At 33.2% G+C, this 22,156-nt stretch carries 21 protein-coding genes, 1 tRNA gene and 1 pseudogene; 18 read left to right on the top strand and 5 right to left on the bottom strand.

Annotated features, from left to right (window positions below; translation table 11 throughout):
• Position 1: 1 nt before the first annotated feature.
• The 6 genes and pseudogenes from DYE57_RS09350 (at position 2) to whiA (ending at position 6,106) form a co-directional block, all read left to right on the top strand.
• Entirely contained in the window at positions 2 to 496 is a 495-nt protein-coding gene (locus tag DYE57_RS09350; RefSeq protein WP_115314137.1) for an acyltransferase, read from the top strand.
• Positions 496 to 1,936, top strand: a pseudogene (locus DYE57_RS09345) (tetratricopeptide repeat protein). The gene DYE57_RS09350 and the pseudogene DYE57_RS09345 overlap by 1 nt, the downstream one beginning before the upstream one ends.
• Positions 1,937 to 2,001: 65 nt before the next feature.
• A complete protein-coding gene (gene trxB, locus DYE57_RS09340) occupies positions 2,002 to 2,934 on the top strand; it encodes a thioredoxin-disulfide reductase (protein WP_115313797.1) in 933 nt (310 codons plus the stop codon).
• Between the two features lie 176 nt (positions 2,935 to 3,110).
• Positions 3,111 to 4,022 carry an RNase adapter RapZ gene (gene rapZ / locus DYE57_RS09335; RefSeq protein WP_115313796.1) on the top strand — a complete coding sequence of 304 codons (912 nt, stop codon included), beginning with the start codon at positions 3,111 to 3,113 and terminating at the stop codon, positions 4,020 to 4,022.
• Complete coding sequence (locus tag DYE57_RS09330; protein ID WP_115313795.1) at positions 4,019 to 5,008, top strand: gluconeogenesis factor YvcK family protein; 990 nt, start codon at positions 4,019 to 4,021, stop codon at positions 5,006 to 5,008. Before rapZ ends, DYE57_RS09330 begins: the two co-directional genes overlap by 4 nt.
• 153 nt (positions 5,009 to 5,161) lie before the next feature.
• Complete coding sequence (gene whiA / locus DYE57_RS09325) at positions 5,162 to 6,106, top strand: DNA-binding protein WhiA (RefSeq protein WP_115313794.1); 945 nt, start codon at positions 5,162 to 5,164, stop codon at positions 6,104 to 6,106.
• Positions 6,107 to 6,188: 82 nt separating this feature from the next.
• Here the strand turns inward: whiA and DYE57_RS09320 are convergent.
• A tRNA-Arg gene (locus DYE57_RS09320) sits at positions 6,189 to 6,260 on the bottom strand.
• Positions 6,261 to 6,443: 183 nt separating this feature from the next.
• Between DYE57_RS09320 and clpP the strand changes: the two genes are divergently transcribed.
• Positions 6,444 to 7,031, top strand: coding sequence for an ATP-dependent Clp endopeptidase proteolytic subunit ClpP (gene clpP / locus DYE57_RS09315; RefSeq protein WP_115313793.1), 588 nt, complete (start codon positions 6,444 to 6,446; stop codon positions 7,029 to 7,031).
• Between the two features lie 102 nt (positions 7,032 to 7,133).
• Here the strand turns inward: clpP and DYE57_RS09310 are convergent, their stop codons facing one another.
• The 3 genes from DYE57_RS09310 to DYE57_RS11885 all read right to left on the bottom strand — a co-directional run bounded on the left by DYE57_RS09310 (position 7,134) and on the right by DYE57_RS11885 (position 8,811).
• Positions 7,134 to 7,316 carry a hypothetical protein gene (locus tag DYE57_RS09310; protein WP_115313792.1) on the bottom strand — a complete coding sequence of 61 codons (183 nt, stop codon included), beginning with the start codon at positions 7,314 to 7,316 and terminating at the stop codon, positions 7,134 to 7,136.
• Between the two features lie 30 nt (positions 7,317 to 7,346).
• Complete coding sequence (locus DYE57_RS09305) at positions 7,347 to 8,246, bottom strand: TIGR01777 family oxidoreductase (RefSeq protein WP_115313791.1); 900 nt, start codon at positions 8,244 to 8,246, stop codon at positions 7,347 to 7,349.
• Positions 8,247 to 8,634: 388 nt separating this feature from the next.
• Positions 8,635 to 8,811, bottom strand: a complete 177-nt coding sequence (locus DYE57_RS11885; RefSeq protein ID WP_165417893.1) for a hypothetical protein — start codon at positions 8,809 to 8,811, stop codon at positions 8,635 to 8,637.
• 322 nt (positions 8,812 to 9,133) lie between these two features.
• Here DYE57_RS11885 and DYE57_RS09300 point away from each other — a divergent pair, with 322 nt between their 5' ends.
• Positions 9,134 to 9,757 (top strand): DUF4887 domain-containing protein, encoded by a 624-nt coding sequence (locus DYE57_RS09300; protein WP_115313790.1) that lies wholly within the window; start codon positions 9,134 to 9,136, stop codon positions 9,755 to 9,757.
• 41 nt (positions 9,758 to 9,798) lie between these two features.
• Here the strand turns inward: DYE57_RS09300 and DYE57_RS09295 are convergent, their stop codons facing one another.
• A complete protein-coding gene (locus tag DYE57_RS09295; protein ID WP_115313789.1) occupies positions 9,799 to 10,038 on the bottom strand; it encodes a hypothetical protein in 240 nt (79 codons plus the stop codon).
• A gap of 358 nt (positions 10,039 to 10,396) precedes the next feature.
• On the opposite strand from DYE57_RS09295, the gene DYE57_RS09290 reads away from it, so the two are divergent.
• The 10 genes from DYE57_RS09290 (at position 10,397) to rnr (ending at position 22,133) form a co-directional block, all read left to right on the top strand.
• Positions 10,397 to 11,413 carry a sugar-binding transcriptional regulator gene (locus tag DYE57_RS09290; RefSeq protein WP_115313788.1) on the top strand — a complete coding sequence of 339 codons (1,017 nt, stop codon included), beginning with the start codon at positions 10,397 to 10,399 and terminating at the stop codon, positions 11,411 to 11,413.
• A 48-nt stretch (positions 11,414 to 11,461) separates the two neighbouring features.
• The gene (gene gap, locus DYE57_RS09285) at positions 11,462 to 12,472 is read left to right on the top strand and encodes a type I glyceraldehyde-3-phosphate dehydrogenase (protein ID WP_115313787.1); all 1,011 of its coding nucleotides are present in this window, start codon (positions 11,462 to 11,464) and stop codon (positions 12,470 to 12,472) included.
• A 201-nt stretch (positions 12,473 to 12,673) separates the two neighbouring features.
• Positions 12,674 to 13,864, top strand: coding sequence for a phosphoglycerate kinase (locus tag DYE57_RS09280; RefSeq protein WP_115313786.1), 1,191 nt, complete (start codon positions 12,674 to 12,676; stop codon positions 13,862 to 13,864).
• 155 nt (positions 13,865 to 14,019) lie between these two features.
• A complete protein-coding gene (gene tpiA, locus DYE57_RS09275) occupies positions 14,020 to 14,781 on the top strand; it encodes a triose-phosphate isomerase (protein WP_115313785.1) in 762 nt (253 codons plus the stop codon).
• A gap of 2 nt (positions 14,782 to 14,783) precedes the next feature.
• Positions 14,784 to 16,301 (top strand): 2,3-bisphosphoglycerate-independent phosphoglycerate mutase, encoded by a 1,518-nt coding sequence (gene gpmI / locus DYE57_RS09270; protein ID WP_115313784.1) that lies wholly within the window; start codon positions 14,784 to 14,786, stop codon positions 16,299 to 16,301.
• Between the two features lie 136 nt (positions 16,302 to 16,437).
• Entirely contained in the window at positions 16,438 to 17,742 is a 1,305-nt protein-coding gene (gene eno / locus DYE57_RS09265) for a surface-displayed alpha-enolase (RefSeq protein ID WP_115313783.1), read from the top strand.
• 177 nt (positions 17,743 to 17,919) lie between these two features.
• Positions 17,920 to 18,378, top strand: a complete 459-nt coding sequence (locus DYE57_RS09260) for a hypothetical protein (protein WP_115313782.1) — start codon at positions 17,920 to 17,922, stop codon at positions 18,376 to 18,378.
• A gap of 68 nt (positions 18,379 to 18,446) precedes the next feature.
• Positions 18,447 to 18,680, top strand: a complete 234-nt coding sequence (gene secG / locus DYE57_RS09255) for a preprotein translocase subunit SecG (protein WP_115313781.1) — start codon at positions 18,447 to 18,449, stop codon at positions 18,678 to 18,680.
• A gap of 290 nt (positions 18,681 to 18,970) precedes the next feature.
• Positions 18,971 to 19,711: an alpha/beta hydrolase gene (locus tag DYE57_RS09250; RefSeq protein WP_115313780.1), complete on the top strand. Its 741-nt coding sequence runs from the start codon at positions 18,971 to 18,973 to the stop codon at positions 19,709 to 19,711.
• 34 nt (positions 19,712 to 19,745) lie between these two features.
• Entirely contained in the window at positions 19,746 to 22,133 is a 2,388-nt protein-coding gene (gene rnr / locus DYE57_RS09245; RefSeq protein WP_115313779.1) for a ribonuclease R, read from the top strand.
• Positions 22,134 to 22,156: the final 23 nt, after the last annotated feature.

Here is a 22,156-nt window from a genome sequence, read left to right as displayed (position 1 = left end):
ATTGAGAAGATTGGTGAAACAAAAATATCAAGCTGTTAATACTTTGTGGCAAATCTATAAGATAGTCAAATTTTCAAAAGTTTTTAAGCAGACATTGTTAATAGAAGTATCTCGATTTATCCCATGTATGACTGTGAAAAACTACATTTGTCGAAAGTGGTTAAATATGAAAGTCGGTTCATATACCTCATTTGCTTATAAAGTAATGCTTGACTTGTTTTATCCTAAATTAATATCTGTTGGCAACAATACAGTCGTTGGGTATAATACAACAATACTAACTCATGAAGTACTTGGGAATGAGTGGAGACTAGGGAAAGTCAAAATAGGAAGTCATACTTTAATAGGGGCTAATACTACGATTTTACCTGGTATAACAATTGGGAATCATGTCAAAATTGGTGCTGGCACTGTTATATCAACAGATGTACCAGACAACAGTTTTGCATTTGGGAATCCTATACAAATAAAATTACATTCAGGAGGTGACAATTGATGGCACATGAAAAAAGTAATATTATTCCAATGATTTTTGATGAAACACTTTATCGTAAAATGGCTACACAAAAGTGGCAACATCAGGATTATAAGAAGGCTGCAGAATATTATAAAAAAGTGCTCGAATTGTCACCTAAAGATTATAATATTCAGTTACATTATGCTCAGTGTCTATCTAAATTAAATAATGGTAGACAAGCTGAACATCTTTTTTATGAGAACATTGTTAATGATTTTCATGTTGAAGATAGTTTTTATGAATTGAGTCAATTAAATATAGAGCTAAACGAACCAAACAGGGCGTTCTTGTTTGGTATTAATTATGTAATTTTAACAGACGATCAAGAGTTCAGAGAGGTACTTGAAAAGACTTTCGAAGTGACATATACCAGTGAGCATAAGATAGAGCTAGAGGCGCAACTATTTGCGACACAATTGTTATTTCAGTACTTATTTTCACAAGGAAGACTCAAAGATGCACGAGCCTATATACTGCATCAACCTGAAGACATTCAAAATCATCGAGTTATAAGAAATTTAATAGCAATGTGTTATTTGTACTTGAGTGAGTATGAAACTGCTAAAGAAATGTTTGAAGAATTATTGAGTGAGGATAATTCGGATGTTCATGCGTTATGCCACTATACTTTATTACTTTATAACACAAATGAATTAGAAAAGTATAAGAAGTATCTAAAAATACTTAATAAAAGTTGTACCATTAAATGATGATGAAAGTTTTAAATTAGGCATTGTTTTAAGTTACTTAAAACAATATCAAGCGTCACAGCACTTGCTTTATCCACTGTATAAAAAAGGAAAATTTTTATCTATCCAAATGTATAATGCTTTAAGTTTCAATTATTATTACCTTGGAAATAAAGATGAAAGTGTAGACATGTGGAACAAATTAACTCGAATTTCTAAAGTGGATGTAGGATACGCTCCATGGGTTATAGAAGAAAGTAAGACTGTTTTTAATCAAAGAATTTTACCTTTATTACTTGATGATGATAGCCACTATAGATTTTATGGAATTTTCTTGTTAAATCAACTTAATGGTAAAGAGATTTTAATGACTGAGGAAATATGGTCCATCCTTGAAAAAATGAATGATTATGAAAAGTTATATCTCACTTATTTAGTACAGGATTTAACATTGAATAAATTAGACTTTATTCACAGAGGTATGTTAAGACTTTATAGTATTGAGTATTTTAAACAGAATAAAATTTTATTTGTAGAGTGGATAAATCAAGCTGAAGCTATTATAGCTGAAAATGTGAATTTAGCAGACGTGGATAGATATCTTTCGGCTTTTGTATATTTAATTTATCGACACTCAAACCATAAATTAACTAAAAAGCAAATTATCGATTATTTTGGTGTTATGCTTTACAAATTGGACAAAGCCATCGAATTTATTTTGAGCATATAAATTTATGAATCAAATGGTATGATATATAATGCGCATAATGATTAATAACTTAGGAGGCATTTAAAATGACTGAAGTAGATTTTGACGTAGCAATTATCGGTGCTGGCCCTGCCGGTATGACAGCAGCAGTGTATGCATCTAGAGCAAATTTAAAAACAGTTATGATTGAACGTGGTATGCCAGGTGGTCAAATGGCCAATACTGAAGAGGTAGAGAACTTTCCTGGATTTGAGATGATTACTGGTCCAGATTTATCCACAAAAATGTTTGAACATGCAAAGAAATTTGGAGCAGAATATCAGTATGGAGATATTAAATCTGTAGAAGACAAAGGTGAATACAAAATCATTAACTTAGACAACAAAGAGGTTAAAGCTCATGCTGTCATCATTTCAACTGGTGCTGAATATAAAAAAATCGGTGTTCCAGGTGAGCAAGAACTTGGTGGCCGTGGCGTAAGTTACTGCGCAGTTTGTGATGGTGCCTTCTTTAAAAATAAACGTCTTTTTGTTATTGGAGGCGGTGACTCAGCAGTAGAAGAAGGAACGTTCTTAACCAAATTTGCTGATAAAGTTACAATAGTACATCGTAGAGATGAACTCCGTGCTCAAAACATTTTACAAGAACGAGCTTTTAAAAATGATAAAGTTGACTTCATTTGGAGTCATACATTAAAAACAATTAATGAAAAAGATGGTAAGGTTGGATCTGTAACGTTAGAATCAACAAAAGATAGTACAGAACAAACTTTTGATGCAGATGGGGTCTTTATCTATATTGGAATGAAGCCGTTGACTGGACCATTTAAAGAATTAGGTATCACTAATGAGACAGGTTATATTGTTACCAAAGCTGATATGAGTACAAAAGTTCCTGGTGTTTTTGCAGCTGGAGATGTGCGTGAAAAAGGATTGCGTCAAATCGTCACTGCTACAGGAGATGGAAGTATTGCAGCTCAAAGTGCAGCAGATTATATTACAGAATTAAAGGATAAATAAGGAATTCAATTAAGTTTACACATAAGCTAGAACATTGTTTACGTTAAAGTTTCGTCATCAATTGTTCTAGCTTTTTTAATTGTATTAAAGTATATTACTTTGCTTAATTGAGTGTGATAAGATGAGTTTAATACATTTATATACATTGAAGATTTTAACTGGCGGTGACTTTTGAAATGAAAAACAGCGAAAAGGAAATAAGTAAAAGTGAACTATTAGTTGTTACAGGAATGTCAGGAGCGGGTAAATCACTAGTGATTCAAAGTCTCGAAGATATGGGATTCTTCTGCGTAGATAACTTGCCACCTGTACTGTTGCCTAAATTTGTAGAACTAATGGAACAGGGAAATCCTTCTTTACAGAAGGTTGCAATTGCAATTGATCTTAGAGGAAAAGAACTATTTAAATCCTTAGTTAAAGAAATAGATATCATTAAGAGTCGTAATGATGTGATAGTAGACGTTATGTTTTTAGAAGCTAAAACTGAAAAAATCATTTCACGTTATAAAGAATCTAGAAGAGCTCATCCGCTTAATGAGCAAGGTCAACGTTCATTAATCGATGCAATTAATGAAGAAAGAGAACATCTTTCAGAAATTAGAAGTATTGCGAATTATGTGATAGATACGACTCAAATTAAGCCAAAAGAACTTAAACAACGTATTGCCAAGTTTTACTTGGACGATAATTTTGAAACATTTACTATTAACGTTTCAAGTTTTGGCTTTAAACATAGTATTCAAATGGATGCAGATTTAGTTTTCGATGTAAGATTTTTACCAAACCCCTATTATGTTGAAGAATTGCGTCCGCTTACTGGTTTAGATGATCAAGTTTACAATTACGTAATGAAATGGAAAGAAACGGAAATTTTCTTTGAAAAACTAACGGATTTATTGAAATATATGATTCCTGGTTATAAAAAAGAGGGTAAATCACAATTGGTAATTGCTATAGGTTGCACAGGTGGTCAACATCGATCAGTTGCTTTAGCAAAACGTTTAGGCGAATATCTTGATGAGATCTTTGATTACAATGTTTATGTGCATCACAGAGATGCACATATTGAAAGTGGAGAGAGAGAATGAAACAAATGAAAGTTGTACTTATTGGAGGCGGAACAGGTTTATCTGTTTTAGCTCGAGGACTGAGAGAATTTCCGATAGATATCACTGCTATTGTAACAGTTGCTGATAATGGTGGCAGTACAGGTAAAATTAGAGATGTCATGGATATCCCTGCCCCAGGAGATATACGTAACGTTATTGCTGCATTGAGTGACTCAGAATCTATTTTAACTCAGCTATTTCAATATCGTTTCGGTGAAAATCAAGTTGACGGTCATGCTTTAGGTAATCTAGTCATTGCTGGAATGACAAATATCACGAATGATTTTGGTCATGCGATCAAAGAGTTAAGTAAAGTTTTAAATATTAAAGGTCAAGTCATACCGTCTACAAATACGAGTGTACAATTAAACGCTGTGATGGAAGATGGAGAAATTGTTCATGGTGAAACTAATATTCCTAAATCACATAAGAAAATTAATCACGTTTTTTTAGAACCTAGTGATGTTGAACCGATGTCTGAAGCGGTAGAGGCACTTGAACAAGCTGATTTAATTGTTCTTGGGCCCGGTTCATTATACACAAGTGTTGTATCTAATCTTTGTGTGAAAGGAATCTCAGAAGCGTTATTACGTTCAGCTGCACCAAAACTTTATGTTGCAAACGTGATGACTCAACCTGGAGAAACGGATAATTATGATGTAAAAGAACATATTGATGCACTAAGTCAACAAGTAGGACAAGAATTTATTGATTTTGTAATTTGTAGTTCGGAATCATATAGTCAAGACGTGTTGCATCGTTATAAAGAGAAAAATTCAAAACCTGTTGCCGTGCACAAAGAAGAATTAAAAGCTAAAGGCATTAGAGTATTGACCGCTTCAAATTTAGTTGAAATATCAGACGAACACTATGTACGTCACAATACTAAAATTTTGTCAAAAATGATTTATGAGCTAGCTCTTGAATTGACAAGTACCATTCGTTTTAATCCCAATGAGAAATAAAAATAGTATGGGCGAGTGAAAAGTTTATGATATGATAGCTTAAGTGTGTTTATTGAAAGAAATTGAGGTTGGAATCATATATTGTTGCCGTTAATTCAAATAATATATCAATTCCAGCTTAAAAATAAATGATTAGGAAGGAATGAGTGTTCTATGAGCTTTGCATCTGATATGAAAAATGAATTAACACGCATTGAAGTAGATGAATCAAATGCTAAAGCAGAGCTCAGTGCATTAATTCGTATGAATGGCGCACTTAGTCTATCAAATCAGCAATTTGTAATTAATGTACAAACTGAAAATGCAACAACAGCTCGTCGAATTTATTCTCTAATTAAACGTATATTTAATGTTGAAGTTGAAATTTTAGTAAGAAAAAAGATGAAGTTAAAGAAGAACAATATTTATATTTGTCGTACTAAAATGTTAGCTAAAGTAATACTCAATGATTTAGGTATTTTAAAAGATGGCATTTTTACACATGAAATCGATTCAGAGATGATTAAAGATGATAAAATGCGTCGTAGTTATCTACGTGGTGCATTTTTAGCAGGCGGGTCAGTTAATAATCCAGAAACTTCTTCATATCATTTAGAAATATTTTCACAGTATGAAAATCATTCTGAAGGATTAACTAAGTTAATGAATAGTTATGAGCTTAATGCTAAACATTTAGAACGTAAAAAGGGAAGCATTGCTTATCTAAAAGAAGCTGAAAAAATTTCTGATTTTCTGAGCCTCATTGGTGGTTATCAGGCGTTGCTAAAATTTGAAGATGTAAGAATTGTTCGCGATATGCGTAATTCCGTGAATCGTCTCGTTAATTGTGAAACTGCAAATCTAAACAAGACGGTAAGTGCAGCTATAAGACAAGTTGAGAGCATTCAACTTATAGATGAAGAGATAGGGTTAGATAATTTACCAGATCGATTGAGAGAAGTTGCTAAGCTTAGAGTAGAACATCAAGAGATATCTTTAAAAGAACTAGGAGAAAAGGTGTCAACTGGGCCCATTTCAAAGTCAGGAATCAATCATCGTTTAAGAAAGCTCAATGAACTTGCTGATAAAATACGTAATGGTGAGCATATTGAATTATAAAAAGGTGAGGGCTATTCAATCAATAGAATTTTGAGCTTACCTATATCTCAACCTCTTAAAATAGTGCTTCGTATTGCTTTAACCCCCTCGAGAGGAATCGAACCTCCATTCTAAGAACCGGAATCTCATGTGTTATCCATTACACTACGAGGGGTAAGTTAATAAATAATCATATCTCTGTACTAAAATCTTAGATAACAGTACAATTAAAAGCGATAATTCTAGTTTACAAATGATAGAGTTAGGTGTCAAATTGATTTTAATAGTTTAAGTTTTTGACCATTTTTGACTTTTAAGGTAAAATAAGTATAACAGTTATTACAAGGAGGAAAAATAGATGAATTTAATTCCTACAGTTATTGAAACAACAAATCGTGGTGAACGTGCATATGATATTTATTCACGTTTATTAAAAGACCGTATTATTATGTTAGGGTCTCAAATTGATGATAATGTAGCAAATTCTATCGTGTCTCAATTATTATTCTTACAAGCACAAGACTCTGAAAAAGATATTTACTTATATATTAATTCACCAGGTGGTAGTGTAACAGCAGGATTCGCTATCTATGATACAATTCAACATATTAAACCAGATGTACAAACAATCTGTATTGGTATGGCTGCATCAATGGGCTCATTTTTACTAGCAGCAGGTGCAAAGGGTAAACGTTTCGCATTACCAAATGCTGAAGTAATGATTCACCAACCTTTAGGTGGTGCTCAAGGTCAAGCTACTGAAATTGAAATTGCAGCTAATCACATTTTAAAAACTCGTGAAAAATTAAATCGTATTTTAGCTGAACGTACTGATCAGTCTATTGAAAAAATTCAACAAGATACTGATCGTGATAACTTCTTAACTGCTGAAGAAGCTAAAGAATATGGATTAATTGATGAAGTGATGGAACCAAAAGGTAAATAATTCCTAAAAGTTATCTCACACATAAAATAAAAAGCCTTAGAATGATTTCTAACTCATTGAATTCATTCTAAGGCTTTTTATGTTTATACGAACATTATTTTCTTAACTTTTTAATAATTTGATAAAAGCTCGTAATGTAAAAATTAATAATATTAATCCTATAGCAATAAATAATATAGACATAATTATCATTGGCAGTGTATGATCAAATGCAAATATCCCATTAGCAATAAGTAAAATACTAGCAATAATTAACAAAATATAAGTTAATTGATTGTCTTTCATTCTATAAACCTTCTTCATAGTTTGTAATTCTTAAGTTCTAACTAAATCATCTAAAGCATTACGTAAATTATTATATTTAAACTCAAATCCTAGCGCATGTAATTTATTTGGTAAAACTTTTTGAGTATCTAACACGATTGTAGACATTTCGCCTAAAATTAAACGCATTGCTAACTTTGGAGCCCAAGTTTCATGTGGTTTATGCATCGCACGTGCTAATGTGTAACCAAATAAATTTTGTCTTTCTGGAATTGGTGCTGTTAAGTTAAAGGGACCTTGCGCTTCTTTATTCTCAATTGTAAATAAAATTGCTCTAATTAAGTCGTCAATGTGAATCCATGAATACCACTGTTGACCTGAACCTAGTTTACCTCCCACATAAAAACGATAAAGCATTTCCATTGTTTGAAGTGCACCACCATCATCAGAAAGTATAAGACCGAATCGACCTAACAGGACACGGGTGCCAAAATGTTTGAATTTATTTGCGAAACGTTCCCATTGATAAACAATGTCTGATAAGAAGTCAAAAGGTAACGTTTTATATAATTCAGTATAACTATAATACAAATCTTGTGGGTAATATCCCATTGCACTTGCATTAAACAATATCTCAGGCTTTTTGGAGCGTGCTTCGAATAACTCATAAAGCGCTTGTGTAGATTGTATTCGGCTGACCATCATATCTTGTTTATGAGATTGCGTCCATCTTTTGTTTAACGTTGCACCAGCTAAATTAATAACCACATCAATCTCAGGAACTTTTTGTTGCCAACCTTCTTTTGACCAATTGACATACATGATATTTGGGTGATAAGACATTTTATCTTGCCTTGTTAAAATTGTAATCTGTGCATCAGTGTTCTTGATTTCATTCACTAAGTGTGAACCTACCATTCCAGTTCCACCTGTAATTAAATAACGTTTCATTCTTTCACCTCATTTTTAAATATAAACGTGCTAACCTTATTGATAGATATTATTAATATTCAAATTTTATACATTTTTTAGACAATAAGATGTCAAATAATTTTTGGATTACGCATTTAAAATTAAAGTATATCAGTTATAATAAAATTGTACCTTCGATAATTAATTAAACATCTCTTAATTAGTATGAGTATACCCCATAATATACTAACGAAGGTAAATTTTGACTCCCTTTAGTAGTGGATCCATGCGAGAAACGTATGGATCCTTTTTTTGTCCTAATATATGTATACCACATTTTATAAAAATTACTTGAATTCACTTTCAGTAAAGTATCCATTGTTTAATAAAAGCGAAATAAGGTTAATGTTTTATAGATTAAAAATGATTATTTTTCTAATAACCATATTGTTAAAATTGAGAGGGTAGCAATAACAACTGTAATGATAAATCCTACAATATGATGGTCTTCATTTGAGTCGAAATTTTCATTCTCAATCATCATACGTTTTAAACCTTTTTGATTAATGTCTTTAAAAAGTTCATTATAATTTAATTTACTCAAAATAATCACTTACCATTTCGCATTAAGTTTTAATTAAGTTATTTAAAAATGATGTTTATCAATTACTATGATGTTATCATATATGAGATAGTTATATTTAACTATATAGCTTTAAGGTAATATTAAATGATGTATTTGTTGTAAAGTTAGTTCATCATTAAAATTAAAAGTTTTAGTTTTGCTAGATTTTAAAGTGTAGTTATTGCATTTTAAACTCCAAATCTTAAAAATTCATTTAATGATATAGATTATGCGTTCATTTTATGAACTCATTTTTAATTATAAACCATTTTCTACCATTTGAAAGAGAGGTATGTAATAAATGAGCGGTATTGCCAAAATAATTAGTACAATTGTAGTATTACTGCTACTTATTGGCTTGGCTTTTGGAATTTATTCTTTCGTTGATAGTTCAAAAAAGGCAAACGAGCGTTTAAATGACAAAACAACAGAACAGCACGATAAGAAAAAAGATGAAAAGGATAAAAAGAAAGACAAAGAAAAGGACAAAATGAAGGACACTCAACAAACACAACAGGTTCCTTCACAACAAACGACGCAATCATCAACGCAACAAAGACGTACAACACAATCTCCGACTCAACAGCAAAGAACCCAACAACCTCGTACTCAAGAAAAACAAACGCAACAAAAATCAACACAAGAACCTAAAACACAAGAAAAGCAAAAATCTAAACAAGATAGTTCTGATTCAAAAGAAACACCAAGTACGGAAGAGAAACTATCTACACAGCAAAAACCACAACAAAATCATTCCAGTCAATCATCATCTAATAGCACTTCTAATCGTAACAGTAGTCAATCATCACAAAGAAATTCGAGTCAATCACAACAATCAACTCAACAAAATAATCAAAGAAGTGCTAGCAACCAACGCTCAAGCTGTCAGAGTGCTAGTAATCAAAACACAAAATCACTAATATAAAATGCCAACGTCTTTAATTTTTGACGTTGGCATTTTCGTGTTTATATCATCCAATAAATTAATAGTGACAGTATGAAAGATATCAATAATATTGATAGACAACCGAGTGAACATCCGCAACCAGTATGCGTGCAACCATAAGAATATGTGTGCTTATAAATTTGTTTATTGTTATGAGAATAATGATGATTCTTTTCTTTAAAATAATCATCGTTTTTATATCTCTCATCACTTGGATCTATAACTTCAACTTTATCATGTGAGCGATTTTCTTTAGACATTTATATCCCTCTTCATTACTTAATTATGATTATATAAATTATAAAGGAAAAATTAAGTATTTAAAATATATGATTAATGATAATGTAGCCAGGGTAAAATTTCCCTGGAAAGGTAGTGGAATATATGAATTATTAGCAATTGGCAGAGGTGTGACTGAGCTACTTCAAATTTCTACTCCAATTATTTACAAATTATAATGAAAATTGAGTTAATTCCCTTGCAATTTATAGTACGTAATAGTACTATTGCAATTGTAAAGAGGTTAAAAATTGTCCCGGTCGGGACAGAAAAAGTCAAAGATTGGTTGTAAGTATCTCTCAAATACCTTTTTATAAAGATATAAGGAGGAAGGTAGTAGTGAAAGACTTAATCAAAGTTCAACAAAAGCTCATACCAGACCTCGTTGATAAGATGTATAGACGCTTTTATATTTTAACTACTATCTCGCAAAATCAACCAGTGGGAAGACGAAGTTTAAGTGAACATATGGACATGACTGAGAGGGTTTTGAGATCTGAAACAGATATGTTAAAGAAACAAGAGTTAATCAGCGTAAAACCCACAGGCATGGAAATTACACGTGAAGGCACTGAAGTATTGTCGCAATTGAGTGATTACTTCAATGTTTATACTGATGATCACAAAATGGCAAGAGCCATTAAAGACAAATATCATATTAAAGATGTACATGTTATTCCGGGTGATTCTGATACGAGTCAACCGGTCAAAAGAGAAATTGGTCAACAAGCTGGACAATTATTAGAAAGCATACTTTACGAAGATGCTATTGTGTCAGTAACAGGTGGTTCGACAATGGCTTATGTCAGTGAATCAATTCATTTGTTGCCCTTCAATGTATTTTTTGTACCAGCTAGAGGTGGACTAGGTGAGAACGTAGTTTACCAAGCTAATACAATTTCTTCTAGCATGGCTCAACAAGCTGGTGGTTATTATACAACATTATATGTACCAGATAATGTTAGCGAATCTACATATGATACGTTAATGTTAGAGCCATCGGTTATGCACACTCTAGATAAAATTAAACAAGCGAATGTTACAGTACACGGCATTGGTGATGCGCTGAAGATGGCGTATAGACGTCAGTCACCTCAAGATGTGATTGATAAACTTCAACATCATCAAGCCGTTGGAGAAGCTTTTGGATATTATTTTGATGCTCAAGGTCATATTGTTCATAAAGTTAAGACTATTGGACTACAACTTGAAGACCTTATGAGTAAAGATTTTATCTTTGCGGTAGCAGGCGGTCGGTCTAAAGGAGAAGCTATTAAGGCGTATCTTTCCATCGCCCCAGAAAATACTGTTTTAATAACAGATGAAGCCGCAGCAAAAGTTATTTTACAGCAGTAATAAAAAGTTTAATACTTTTTAAATATTATTTTAAAGGAGGCCATTATAATGGCAATTAAAGTAGCAATTAATGGTTTTGGTAGAATTGGTCGTTTAGCATTCAGAAGAATTCAAGATGTAGAAGGTCTTGAAGTAGTTGCAGTTAACGACTTAACAGACGACGATATGTTAGCGCATTTATTAAAATATGATACTATGCAAGGTCGTTTCACTGGAGAAGTTGAAGTCATCGAAGGTGGATTCCGTGTAAATGGTAAAGAAATCAAATCATTCGATGAACCAGATGCAGGTAAATTACCTTGGGGCGATTTAGATATCGACGTAGTATTAGAATGTACTGGTTTCTACACTGATAAAGAAAAAGCACAAGCTCACATCGATGCAGGTGCTAAAAAAGTATTAATCTCAGCTCCAGCTAAAGGTGATGTAAAAACAATCGTATTCAACACTAACCATGACATATTAGATGGTTCAGAAACAGTTGTATCAGGTGCTTCTTGTACAACTAACTCACTAGCACCAGTTGCAAAAGTTTTAAGTGATGAATTTGGTTTAGTTGAAGGTTTCATGACAACAATTCACGCTTATACTGGTGACCAAAATACACAAGACGCTCCTCACAGAAAAGGTGACAAACGTCGTGCTCGTGCAGCAGCAGAAAATATTATTCCTAACTCAACAGGTGCTGCTAAAGCAATCGGTAAAGTTATTCCAGAAATTGATGGTAAATTAGACGGTGGAGCTCAACGTGTTCCAGTTGCTACTGGTTCTTTGACTGAATTAACTGTAGTATTAGACAAACAAGATGTTACAGTTGACCAAGTTAACAGCGCTATGAAACAAGCTTCAGACGAATCATTCGGTTACACTGAAGATGAAATCGTATCTTCTGATATCGTAGGTATGACTTATGGTTCATTATTCGATGCGACACAAACTCGTGTAATGACTATTGGTGACCGTCAATTAGTAAAAGTTGCAGCTTGGTACGATAATGAAATGTCTTACACAGCTCAATTAGTACGTACATTAGCTCACTTAGCTGAACTTTCTAAATAATTGAAGCTTAACGGATAAGCACGTTATTCAAGTTATTTAAAGTAATCATACGGAGGTTAATGACCCTCTCGATATTTTTTAATTTGATTAGTGCTTTGTACTGTTTAATTAGATATAAAAGCTTATGAGTAAGCGGGGAGCACAAACGCTTCTCCGCTTATTTTTATATAAAGTTTTCCTAATCAAAGGAGGAAATTAATAATGACTAAAAAAATCGTTTCTGATTTAGATTTAAAAGGTAAAGTTGTTCTTGAACGTGCTGATTTCAACGTACCAATCAAAGATGGTGAAATCACTAACGACAACAGAATTGTTCAAGCTTTGCCAACTATTAAATATATCATCGAACAAGGTGGTAAATTAGTATTATTCTCTCATTTAGGTAAAGTTAAAGAAGAAAGTGATAAAGAAGGTCTTACACTTAAACCTGTAGCAGATAATTTATCTAAACAATTAGGTAAGAAAGTTACATTCGTTCCAGAAACTCGTGGAGAAAAACTTGAATCTGCAATTAAGAACTTAAATGAAGGTGACGTTTTACTAGTTGAAAATACACGTTTCGAAGATTTAGATGGTAAAAAAGAATCTAAAAATGATCCTGAATTAGGCAAATACTGGGCTTCATTAGGTGATGTCTTCGTTAATGACGCGTTTGGTACAGCTCACCGTGAGCATGCTTCAAACGTAGGTATTTCTACTCACTTAGAAACAGCAGCTGGTTATTTAATGGAAAAAGAAATTAAATTTATTGGTGGAGTAGTTAATGATCCTCATAAACCAGTAGTAGCTATTCTAGGTGGTGCTAAAGTTTCAGATAAAATTAATGTTATTAAAAACTTAGTAAATATCGCTGATAAAATTTTAATTGGTGGCGGTATGGCTTACACATTTGCAAAAGCACAAGGTAAAGAAATTGGTCTTTCATTATTAGAAGAAGACAAAATTGATTTCGCTAAAGATTTATTAGCAAACAATAGCGATCAAATTGTCTTACCTGTTGATTGTAAAGTTGCTAAAGAATTCTTAAATGATGCGAAAATCACTGAAGTTTCAATTGATGAAATTCCTTCAGATCAAGAAGCTATGGATATTGGATCAAAAACAGTTGAGTTATTCAATAAAGAATTACAAGGTGCTCATACAGTAGTATGGAATGGGCCTATGGGTGTATTCGAGTTTAGTAACTTTGCTAAAGGAACTATCGGTGTATGTGAATCCATCGCGAAATTAAATGATGCTACAACAATCATCGGTGGTGGTGATTCTGCAGCGGCAGCAATCTCACTAGGTTTCAAAGATGATTTCACACATATCTCAACTGGTGGCGGTGCTTCATTAGAATACTTAGAAGGTAAAGAGTTACCTGGTATTAAAGCTATCAATAATAAATAATTCAATTCAAAATGTTGAGTTGAAACTCAAGTTTTTAAATACTTTTTTATGGGAAAAAGACAACAGAAAGTAGTTAAGACTTTCAACATTTGACTAAAAAAAGTAGTAATCGTTAAACTTACAAATTTAATACTAAAAATTAAGGAGTGTAATGAATGAGAACACCAATTATAGCCGGAAACTGGAAAATGAATAAAACAGTTCAAGAAGCTAAAGATTTCGTAAATGAATTACCAACATTACCTAATCCTAAAGAAGTAGAATCAGTAATTTGTGCACCAACAATTCAATTAGATGCTTTAGTAACTGCTGTTAAAGACGGTAAAGCACAAGGATTAAAAATCGGTGCACAAAACGCTTACTTTGAAGATAGTGGTGCGTACACTGGTGAAACTTCACCTGTAGCATTATCTGATTTAGGTGTTAAATATGTAGTTATTGGTCACTCAGAACGTCGTGACTATTTCCAAGAAACAGACGAAGAAGTGAATAAAAAAGCTCATGCGATCTTTAATCATGACATGACACCAATCATTTGTGTAGGTGAATCAGACAAAGAACGTGAAGCTGGAAAAGCTAATGAAATTGTAGGAAACCAAGTAAAAAAAGCTGTAGAAGGTTTATCTGATGAACAACTTAAACAAGTTGTTATTGCTTATGAGCCAATCTGGGCAATTGGGACTGGTAAATCATCAACTTCTGAAGATGCTAATGAAATGTGCGTACATGTGCGTCAAACATTAGCTAAATTATCTAGCCAAGATGTTGCAGATGCGACTCGTATTCAATACGGTGGTAGTGTTAAACCTAATAACATCAAAGAGTACATGGCTCAATCAGACATTGATGGCGCATTAGTAGGTGGCGCTTCATTAAAAGTTGAAGATTTCGTACAGTTATTGGAAGGTGCAAAATAATTATGGCTAAACAACCAACTGCCTTAATCATTTTAGATGGATTTGCAAATCGTGAAAGTGAACACGGTAATGCTGTTAAACAGGCACATAAACCAAATTTTGATCGTTATTGTGAGAAATATCCAACAACTCAAATCGAAGCAAGTGGCTTAGATGTCGGATTGCCGGAAGGTCAAATGGGTAACTCAGAAGTTGGTCATATGAATATTGGTGCTGGACGTGTTGTATATCAAAGTTTAACGCGTATTAATAAATCAATTGAAGATGGTGACTTCTTTAAAAATGACGTGTTAAATAATGCTGTTAAACATGTTAAGGATCATTCATCAGCATTACAAGTGTTTGGTTTATTGTCTGATGGCGGTGTTCACAGCCACTATAAACATTTATTTGCAATCTTAGATTTAGCTAAAAAACAAGGTGTAGATAAAGTTTTCGTTCACGCTTTCTTAGATGGTCGTGACGTTGACCAAAAATCAGCACTTAAATATATCGAAGAAACTGAAGCTAAATTTGAAGAATTAGGTGTAGGTCAATTCGCTTCAGTATCAGGACGTTATTATGCGATGGACCGTGATAAACGTTGGGATCGTGAACAACGTGCTTACAACGCAATTCGTAATTTTGAAGGCCCATCATATGCTTCTGCTAAAGAAGGTGTTGAAGCTAATTATAAAAATGATGTCACTGACGAATTCGTTGAACCATTTATTGTTGAAGGTCAAAATAATGGTGTCAATGATGGCGACGCAGTTGTATTCTATAATTTCCGTCCAGATAGAGCTACACAACTTTCTGAAATCTTTACTAACAAAGCGTTTGATGGTTTCGAAGTTGAGCAAGTTAATGATTTATACTATGTAACGTTTACTAAATACAATGATAATGTAGATGCTGAAATTGCATTTGAAAAAGTTGATTTAAATAATACAATCGGTGAGGTTGCTCAAAACAATCATTTAAAACAACTACGTATTGCTGAAACTGAAAAATATCCTCATGTCACTTACTTTATGAGTGGCGGTCGTAACGAGGAATTTGAAGGAGAACGTCGTCGATTAATTGATTCTCCTAAAGTAGCTACGTATGACTTAAAACCAGAAATGAGTGCTTATGAAGTTAAAGATGCACTTCTTGAAGAGTTAGACAAAGGTGACTTAGATTTAATCCTATTAAACTTCGCTAACCCTGATATGGTTGGTCATAGTGGTATGTTAGAACCTACAATTAAAGCTATTGAAGCGGTAGATGAATGTCTAGAAGAAGTTGTTGATAAAATTATTGCTATGGGTGGTCATGCGATTATCACTGCAGACCATGGTAACTCAGACCAAGTCTTAACGGATGATGATCAACCAATGACTACACATACAACAAATCCAGTACCAGTTATCGTTACAAAAGAAGGTGTAACGTTAAGAGAAACTGGACGTTTAGGTGACTTGGCTCCAACATTATTAGATTTATTAAATGTTGAACAACCGTCAGAAATGACTGGTGAATCATTAATCAATCATTAATAAAATGTATGATATATTGAGACTTGATGTAATGATTCATTCTTCAAGTTTCCCAAATTTCATATGTAATATTATTTTATAAAAAATAAAAAAAGGCTATAATAGCCATATAATATAATTAAAGGAGATATTAAACATGCCAATTATTACAGATGTTTACGCTCGCGAAGTCTTAGATTCACGTGGTAATCCAACAGTTGAAGTTGAAGTTTTAACTGAAAGCGGTGCTTTCGGACGTGCTTTAGTACCATCAGGCGCTTCTACTGGTGAACACGAAGCAGTTGAATTACGTGATGGAGATAAATTACGTTATTTGGGTAAAGGTGTAACTAAAGCAGTAGAAAATGTTAACGAAATTATTGCACCTGAAATTGTTGAAGGTGAATTTTCAGTACTAGATCAAGTATCTATTGACAAAATGATGATTCAATTAGACGGTACTGATAACAAAGGTAAATTAGGTGCAAATGCTATTTTAGGTGTTTCTATCGCAGTAGCACGTGCAGCAGCTGACTTATTAGGTCAACCTTTATACAAATATTTAGGTGGATTCAACGGTAAACAATTACCAGTACCTATGATGAACATCGTAAATGGTGGATCTCATTCAGATGCACCAATCGCTTTCCAAGAATTCATGATTTTACCTGTAGGTGCAGAATCATTTAAAGAATCATTACGTTGGGGTGCAGAAATCTTCCATAATCTTAAATCAATCCTTAGTAAACGCGGTTTAGAAACTGCAGTAGGTGACGAAGGTGGTTTCGCTCCTAGATTTGAAGGTACTGAAGATGCGGTTGAAACAATTATCAAAGCAATCGAAAAAGCCGGATACAAACCAGGTGAAGATGTATTCTTAGGATTTGACTGTGCTTCTTCTGAATTCTATGAAAACGGTGTTTATGATTACACTAAATTCGAAGGTGAACACGGTGCTAAACGTAGCGCAGCAGAACAAGTTGACTACTTAGAAGAATTAATTGGTAAATATCCAATCATTACTATTGAAGATGGTATGGATGAAAACGATTGGGAAGGTTGGAAACAATTAACTGATCGTATCGGTGATAAAGTTCAATTAGTTGGCGATGATTTATTCGTAACTAACACTGAAATTTTATCTAAAGGTATCGAACAAGGTATTGGTAACTCAATCTTAATCAAAGTAAACCAAATTGGTACATTAACTGAAACATTCGATGCTATCGAAATGGCTCAAAAAGCTGGATACACTGCTGTTGTATCACACCGTTCTGGTGAAACTGAAGATACTACAATTGCTGATATTGCAGTGGCTACTAATGCAGGTCAAATTAAAACTGGTTCATTATCAAGAACTGACCGTATTGCTAAATACAATCAATTATTACGTATCGAAGATGAATTATACGAAACAGCTAAATTTGAAGGAATTAAATCTTTCTACAATTTAGACAAATAATAGTGCTATAGCTAAATATATAGTTCACGCTTAAAACTTTAGGTTTCACGCCCTAAAGAAGTTACAAACCCGTTACAGTGTTGAGTCTGTAACGGGTATTTTATTGAGTTAAGCCTTTTAACATCCTTATTTAAACTGATATAATGATAGAAGTAATTTTTAAAAAGGAGTAACGTTATGAAAGACTCATATGCTAAAGAAACCAGAACGGGTCGCTTAATTGCTATAAGTTCATTAGTATTTTGTATTTTACTTATTATTCATCATTTTATTGTTATAGATGAATCTACAGCTAAATCAATTTTATCTTTAGCTGGTCAAAAGACCTCTGATACAGCGATACATAATATTTTAAATAGTGATAGATACACTGGAGTAATGTATATATTAGCATACTTAGCTGGTGTAGTTGCGTTTTGGAATCGACATCCTTACTTATGGTGGTTCATGTTTGCTGTTTATGTATCAAATGCACTATTCACACTCGTAAATTTATACTTATTTATTCAAGGCATTTTAGATGTTAAGAATGTCATTGCTATTTTTCCTATTTTAATTGTAGTGATTGGATCAATTATTATAGCTATTTATATGTTAATTGCTTCTATCTTACGTAAGAGTACTTTTAATAGATAGAAGTTTGATAATATCAGTGAAGATGTGTTATAATTCGTGTCGTATATAATGAACGGAGGACAATTTTTATGCATACATTAATCATCGTTTTATTAATTATAGATTGTATTGCATTAGTGACTGTTGTATTACTCCAAGAAGGTAAAAGTATTGGACTTTCAGGTGCTATAAGTGGTGGCGCAGAACAGTTATTTGGTAAACTAAAACAACGTGGCGTCGATTTATTCTTGCATAGATTAACAATTTTTCTAGCTGTTATTTTCTTTGTACTTATGTTTTGCATAAGTTACTTAGGTATGTAGAAGATATAAACATGAATTAATGAAGTAAATAAATCTCAACCAAGACTGATAAAGTTATGATAAGTAGACATAAATTGTTTACTAAAAATGTTATCAGCCTGAGTCCGACGATATACTTGTCGGACTTTTTTATTTTATAATAAAGATAGAGATGTTTGTTAACCTCATTTTAGAGGGAATCACGATTTATGTATTTGAACTTTAAGTGATAGTTAGTAAAATTAACATGTATATTTTAAATGATAGATAAAATATTCAGTTCGTAATGATAAGGGAGAGGGATTTTAACCATGCAAATTAAACTACCAAAACCATTCTTTTTTGAAGAAGGTCAACGCGCAGTATTATTACTTCACGGCTTTACTGGTAATTCTGCTGATGTAAGACAACTCGGACGTTACCTTCAAAAAAAGGGCTATACATCTTATGCTCCACAATATGAGGGACATGCAGCACCACCAGAAGAAATATTAAAATCCAGCCCTTTTGTTTGGTTTAAAGATGTTTTAAATGGTTATGATTATTTAGTAGACCAAGGGTACGAAGAAATAGCAGTAGCTGGATTATCATTAGGTGGCGCCTTTGCATTAGAACTAAGTTTAAATCGAGATGTGAAGGGGATTATAACTATGTGTGCACCTATGGAGAATAAAACAGAAGGTTCTATTTATGAAGGATTTCTTGAATATGCACGTAACTTTAAAAAGTATGAAGGTAAAAATCAACAAACCATTGACCAAGAAATGGAACAATTTCATCCAACTGAAACCCTGAAAGAACTGAGTGACACACTAAAAGGGGGCAAAGAACATGTCGATGAAGTGATTGACCCAATACTTGTCGTACAAGCAGGACAAGATACAATAATTGATCCTCAATCCGCAAATTATATATATAATCATGTCGATTCTGATAAAAAAGATATCAAATGGTATCAAAATTCAGGTCATGTGATTACCATTGATAAAGAAAAAGAGAAAGTCTTTGAAGATGTATATCAGTTTTTAGAATCATTGGAATGGACAGAGTAAAAAATAAAGATGTAGGAGAGAAAGGAGGGGCATAATGATTTTAAAGCAATCCATCGAAGAAATGATTAAACAACCTGACTATGAACCCATGTCAGTATCTGACTTTCAAGATGCGTTAGGTTTAAATAGTGCCGACTCATTTAGAGATTTAATTAAAATACTCGTTGAATTAGAACAGTCTGGTTTAATTGAACGTACGAGAACAGACAGATATCAACGTAAACAATCTAACAAAACAAATTCAAAACTAATCAAAGGAACGTTAAGTCAAAATAAAAAAGGCTTTGCTTTTTTAAGACCTGAAGATGACGAGATGGAGGATATTTTTATTCCACCAACTAAAATCAATAGAGCATTAGATGGAGATACCGTCATCGTAGAAATTCAAAAATCTCGTGGAGAACATAAAAGTAAAATTGAAGGTGAAGTAAAATCTATTGAAAAGCATTCAGTTACGCAAGTTGTTGGAACGTATAGCGAAGCAAAGCATTTTGGTTTCGTATTACCGGATGACAAACGTATTATGCAAGATATCTTTATTCCTAAAGGGCAAAACTTAGGCGCGGTGGATGGACATAAAGTGCTTGTTCAAATCACTAAATATGCGGATAGCAACGATAATCCAGAAGGACATGTTTCAGCAATCTTAGGACATAAAAATGATCCTGGCGTAGATATACTGTCTATTATTTATCAACATGGGATAGAAATCGAGTTTCCTGATGAAGTGTTAAAAGAAGCTGAAGAAGTACCAGATGTGATAGAACCATTTGAAATTAAAGGTCGTCGAGATTTAAGAGATGACTTGACGATTACAATCGATGGTCCAGATGCTAAAGATTTAGATGATGCCATCGCTGTAAAAAAATTGAAAAATGGCAACACCGAGCTTACAGTAAGTATTGCCGACGTAAGTTATTATGTTAAAGAAGATTCAGCTTTAGACAAAGAAGCGTACGACCGTGCGACAAGTGTGTATCTCGTGGATAGAGTGATTCCAATGATTCCACACCGTTTAAGTAATGGAATATGTTCATTAAATCCTGAAGTGGATCGTCTCACATTAAGTTGTCGTATGGAAATCAGTGCGCGTGGTGAAGTAATTAATCATGAGATTTTTGATAGTGTGATACATTCTAACTATAGAATGACATACGACGCAGTTAACAAAATCATCACTGATCAAGATCCTGAAACGCGTTCACAATACAAAGATTTAACACCTATGTTAGATTTAGCGCAAGATTTATCTAATAGATTGATTCAAATGCGCAAACGTCGTGGGGAAATTGATTTTGATATTAATGAAGCGAAAGTACTTGTGAATGACGAAGGTATTCCAACAGAAGTGCTAATGAGAGAACGAGGTGAAGGGGAACGCTTAATCGAATCGTTCATGTTAGCAGCCAACGAAACAGTAGCTGAATACTTCAATAAATTAGAAGTACCATTTATTTATCGTGTTCACGAACAACCAAAATCTGACCGATTAAGACAGTTCTTCGACTTTATTACCAATTTCGGTATTATGATTAAAGGTACAGGTGAAGATATTCATCCAACAACCTTACAAAACATTCAAGAAGAAGTCGAAGGTAGACCGGAACAAATAGTCATTTCAACGATGATGTTGCGTTCAATGCAACAAGCACATTATGATGATGTTAATTTAGGGCACTTCGGTTTATCTGCTGAGTACTATACTCACTTTACATCTCCTATACGTCGTTATCCTGACTTAACAGTGCATCGATTGATTCGCAAATATTTAATTGACCATTCTATGGATAAAAAGGAATTAAGACATTGGGAAGATACGCTGCCAGAACTTGCTGAACATACGTCACAACGGGAACGTCGTGCGATTGAAGCTGAACGTGATACTGATGAGTTGAAAAAAGCTGAGTATATGATTCAACATATTGGTGATGAATTTGAAGGTGTCATTAGTTCAGTTGCTAATTTCGGTATGTTTGTAGAATTACCTGATACCATTGAAGGTATGGTTCATATTGCGAATATGACAGATGATTATTATCATTTTGACGAACGTCAAATGGCATTGATTGGCGAACGTCAAGCTAAGGTATTTCGCATTGGTGATGAAATAAAGGTCAAAGTGACTCATGTTGATGTGGATGAACGTATGATTGACTTCCAAATTGTAGGTATGCCGTTACCTAAAAATACGCAATCACAACATCCTGCTCGTGGTAAGACGATTCAGGCTAAGACACGCGGTAAGTCATTAGATAATTCTAAAAATGATGTTAATAGTAAAAATAGTAAAGGTAAGAAGAAAAAGCGCAAGCAACGTAAAGGTAAAAACGCGCGCAAAAAAGATAAACAAGGTAATACGCATCATAAACCATTTTACAAGAGTAAAAGCGTGATCAAGAAATCACGTCGCAAGAAAAAATAGTCAGCAAAGAAGAGGTGAGTATT

It is taken from the genome of Staphylococcus saccharolyticus (assembly GCF_900458815.1).
Taxonomy (GTDB): Bacteria; Bacillota; Bacilli; order Staphylococcales; family Staphylococcaceae; genus Staphylococcus; species Staphylococcus saccharolyticus.
Note: the sequence above shows the minus strand (reverse complement) of the source record. Positions and strands in the feature narration are given on the sequence as shown.

What these genes read in the sequence shown, in the direction of transcription:
- trxB (WP_115313797.1), top strand. Translation starts at nt 2,002, where the DNA reads ATGACTGAAGTAGATTTTGACGTAGCAATTATCGGTGCTGGCCCTGCC.
- rapZ (WP_115313796.1), top strand. Translation starts at nt 3,111, where the DNA reads ATGAAAAACAGCGAAAAGGAAATAAGTAAAAGTGAACTATTAGTTGTT.
- DYE57_RS09330 (WP_115313795.1), top strand. Translation starts at nt 4,019, where the DNA reads ATGAAACAAATGAAAGTTGTACTTATTGGAGGCGGAACAGGTTTATCT.
- whiA (WP_115313794.1), top strand. Translation starts at nt 5,162, where the DNA reads ATGAGCTTTGCATCTGATATGAAAAATGAATTAACACGCATTGAAGTA.
- clpP (WP_115313793.1), top strand. Translation starts at nt 6,444, where the DNA reads ATGAATTTAATTCCTACAGTTATTGAAACAACAAATCGTGGTGAACGT.
- DYE57_RS09310 (WP_115313792.1), bottom strand. Translation starts at nt 7,316, where the DNA reads ATGAAAGACAATCAATTAACTTATATTTTGTTAATTATTGCTAGTATT.
- DYE57_RS09305 (WP_115313791.1), bottom strand. Translation starts at nt 8,246, where the DNA reads ATGAAACGTTATTTAATTACAGGTGGAACTGGAATGGTAGGTTCACAC.
- DYE57_RS09300 (WP_115313790.1), top strand. Translation starts at nt 9,134, where the DNA reads ATGAGCGGTATTGCCAAAATAATTAGTACAATTGTAGTATTACTGCTA.
- DYE57_RS09295 (WP_115313789.1), bottom strand. Translation starts at nt 10,038, where the DNA reads ATGTCTAAAGAAAATCGCTCACATGATAAAGTTGAAGTTATAGATCCA.
- gap (WP_115313787.1), top strand. Translation starts at nt 11,462, where the DNA reads ATGGCAATTAAAGTAGCAATTAATGGTTTTGGTAGAATTGGTCGTTTA.
- DYE57_RS09280 (WP_115313786.1), top strand. Translation starts at nt 12,674, where the DNA reads ATGACTAAAAAAATCGTTTCTGATTTAGATTTAAAAGGTAAAGTTGTT.
- tpiA (WP_115313785.1), top strand. Translation starts at nt 14,020, where the DNA reads ATGAGAACACCAATTATAGCCGGAAACTGGAAAATGAATAAAACAGTT.
- gpmI (WP_115313784.1), top strand. Translation starts at nt 14,784, where the DNA reads ATGGCTAAACAACCAACTGCCTTAATCATTTTAGATGGATTTGCAAAT.
- eno (WP_115313783.1), top strand. Translation starts at nt 16,438, where the DNA reads ATGCCAATTATTACAGATGTTTACGCTCGCGAAGTCTTAGATTCACGT.
- DYE57_RS09260 (WP_115313782.1), top strand. Translation starts at nt 17,920, where the DNA reads ATGAAAGACTCATATGCTAAAGAAACCAGAACGGGTCGCTTAATTGCT.
- secG (WP_115313781.1), top strand. Translation starts at nt 18,447, where the DNA reads ATGCATACATTAATCATCGTTTTATTAATTATAGATTGTATTGCATTA.
- DYE57_RS09250 (WP_115313780.1), top strand. Translation starts at nt 18,971, where the DNA reads ATGCAAATTAAACTACCAAAACCATTCTTTTTTGAAGAAGGTCAACGC.
- rnr (WP_115313779.1), top strand. Translation starts at nt 19,746, where the DNA reads ATGATTTTAAAGCAATCCATCGAAGAAATGATTAAACAACCTGACTAT.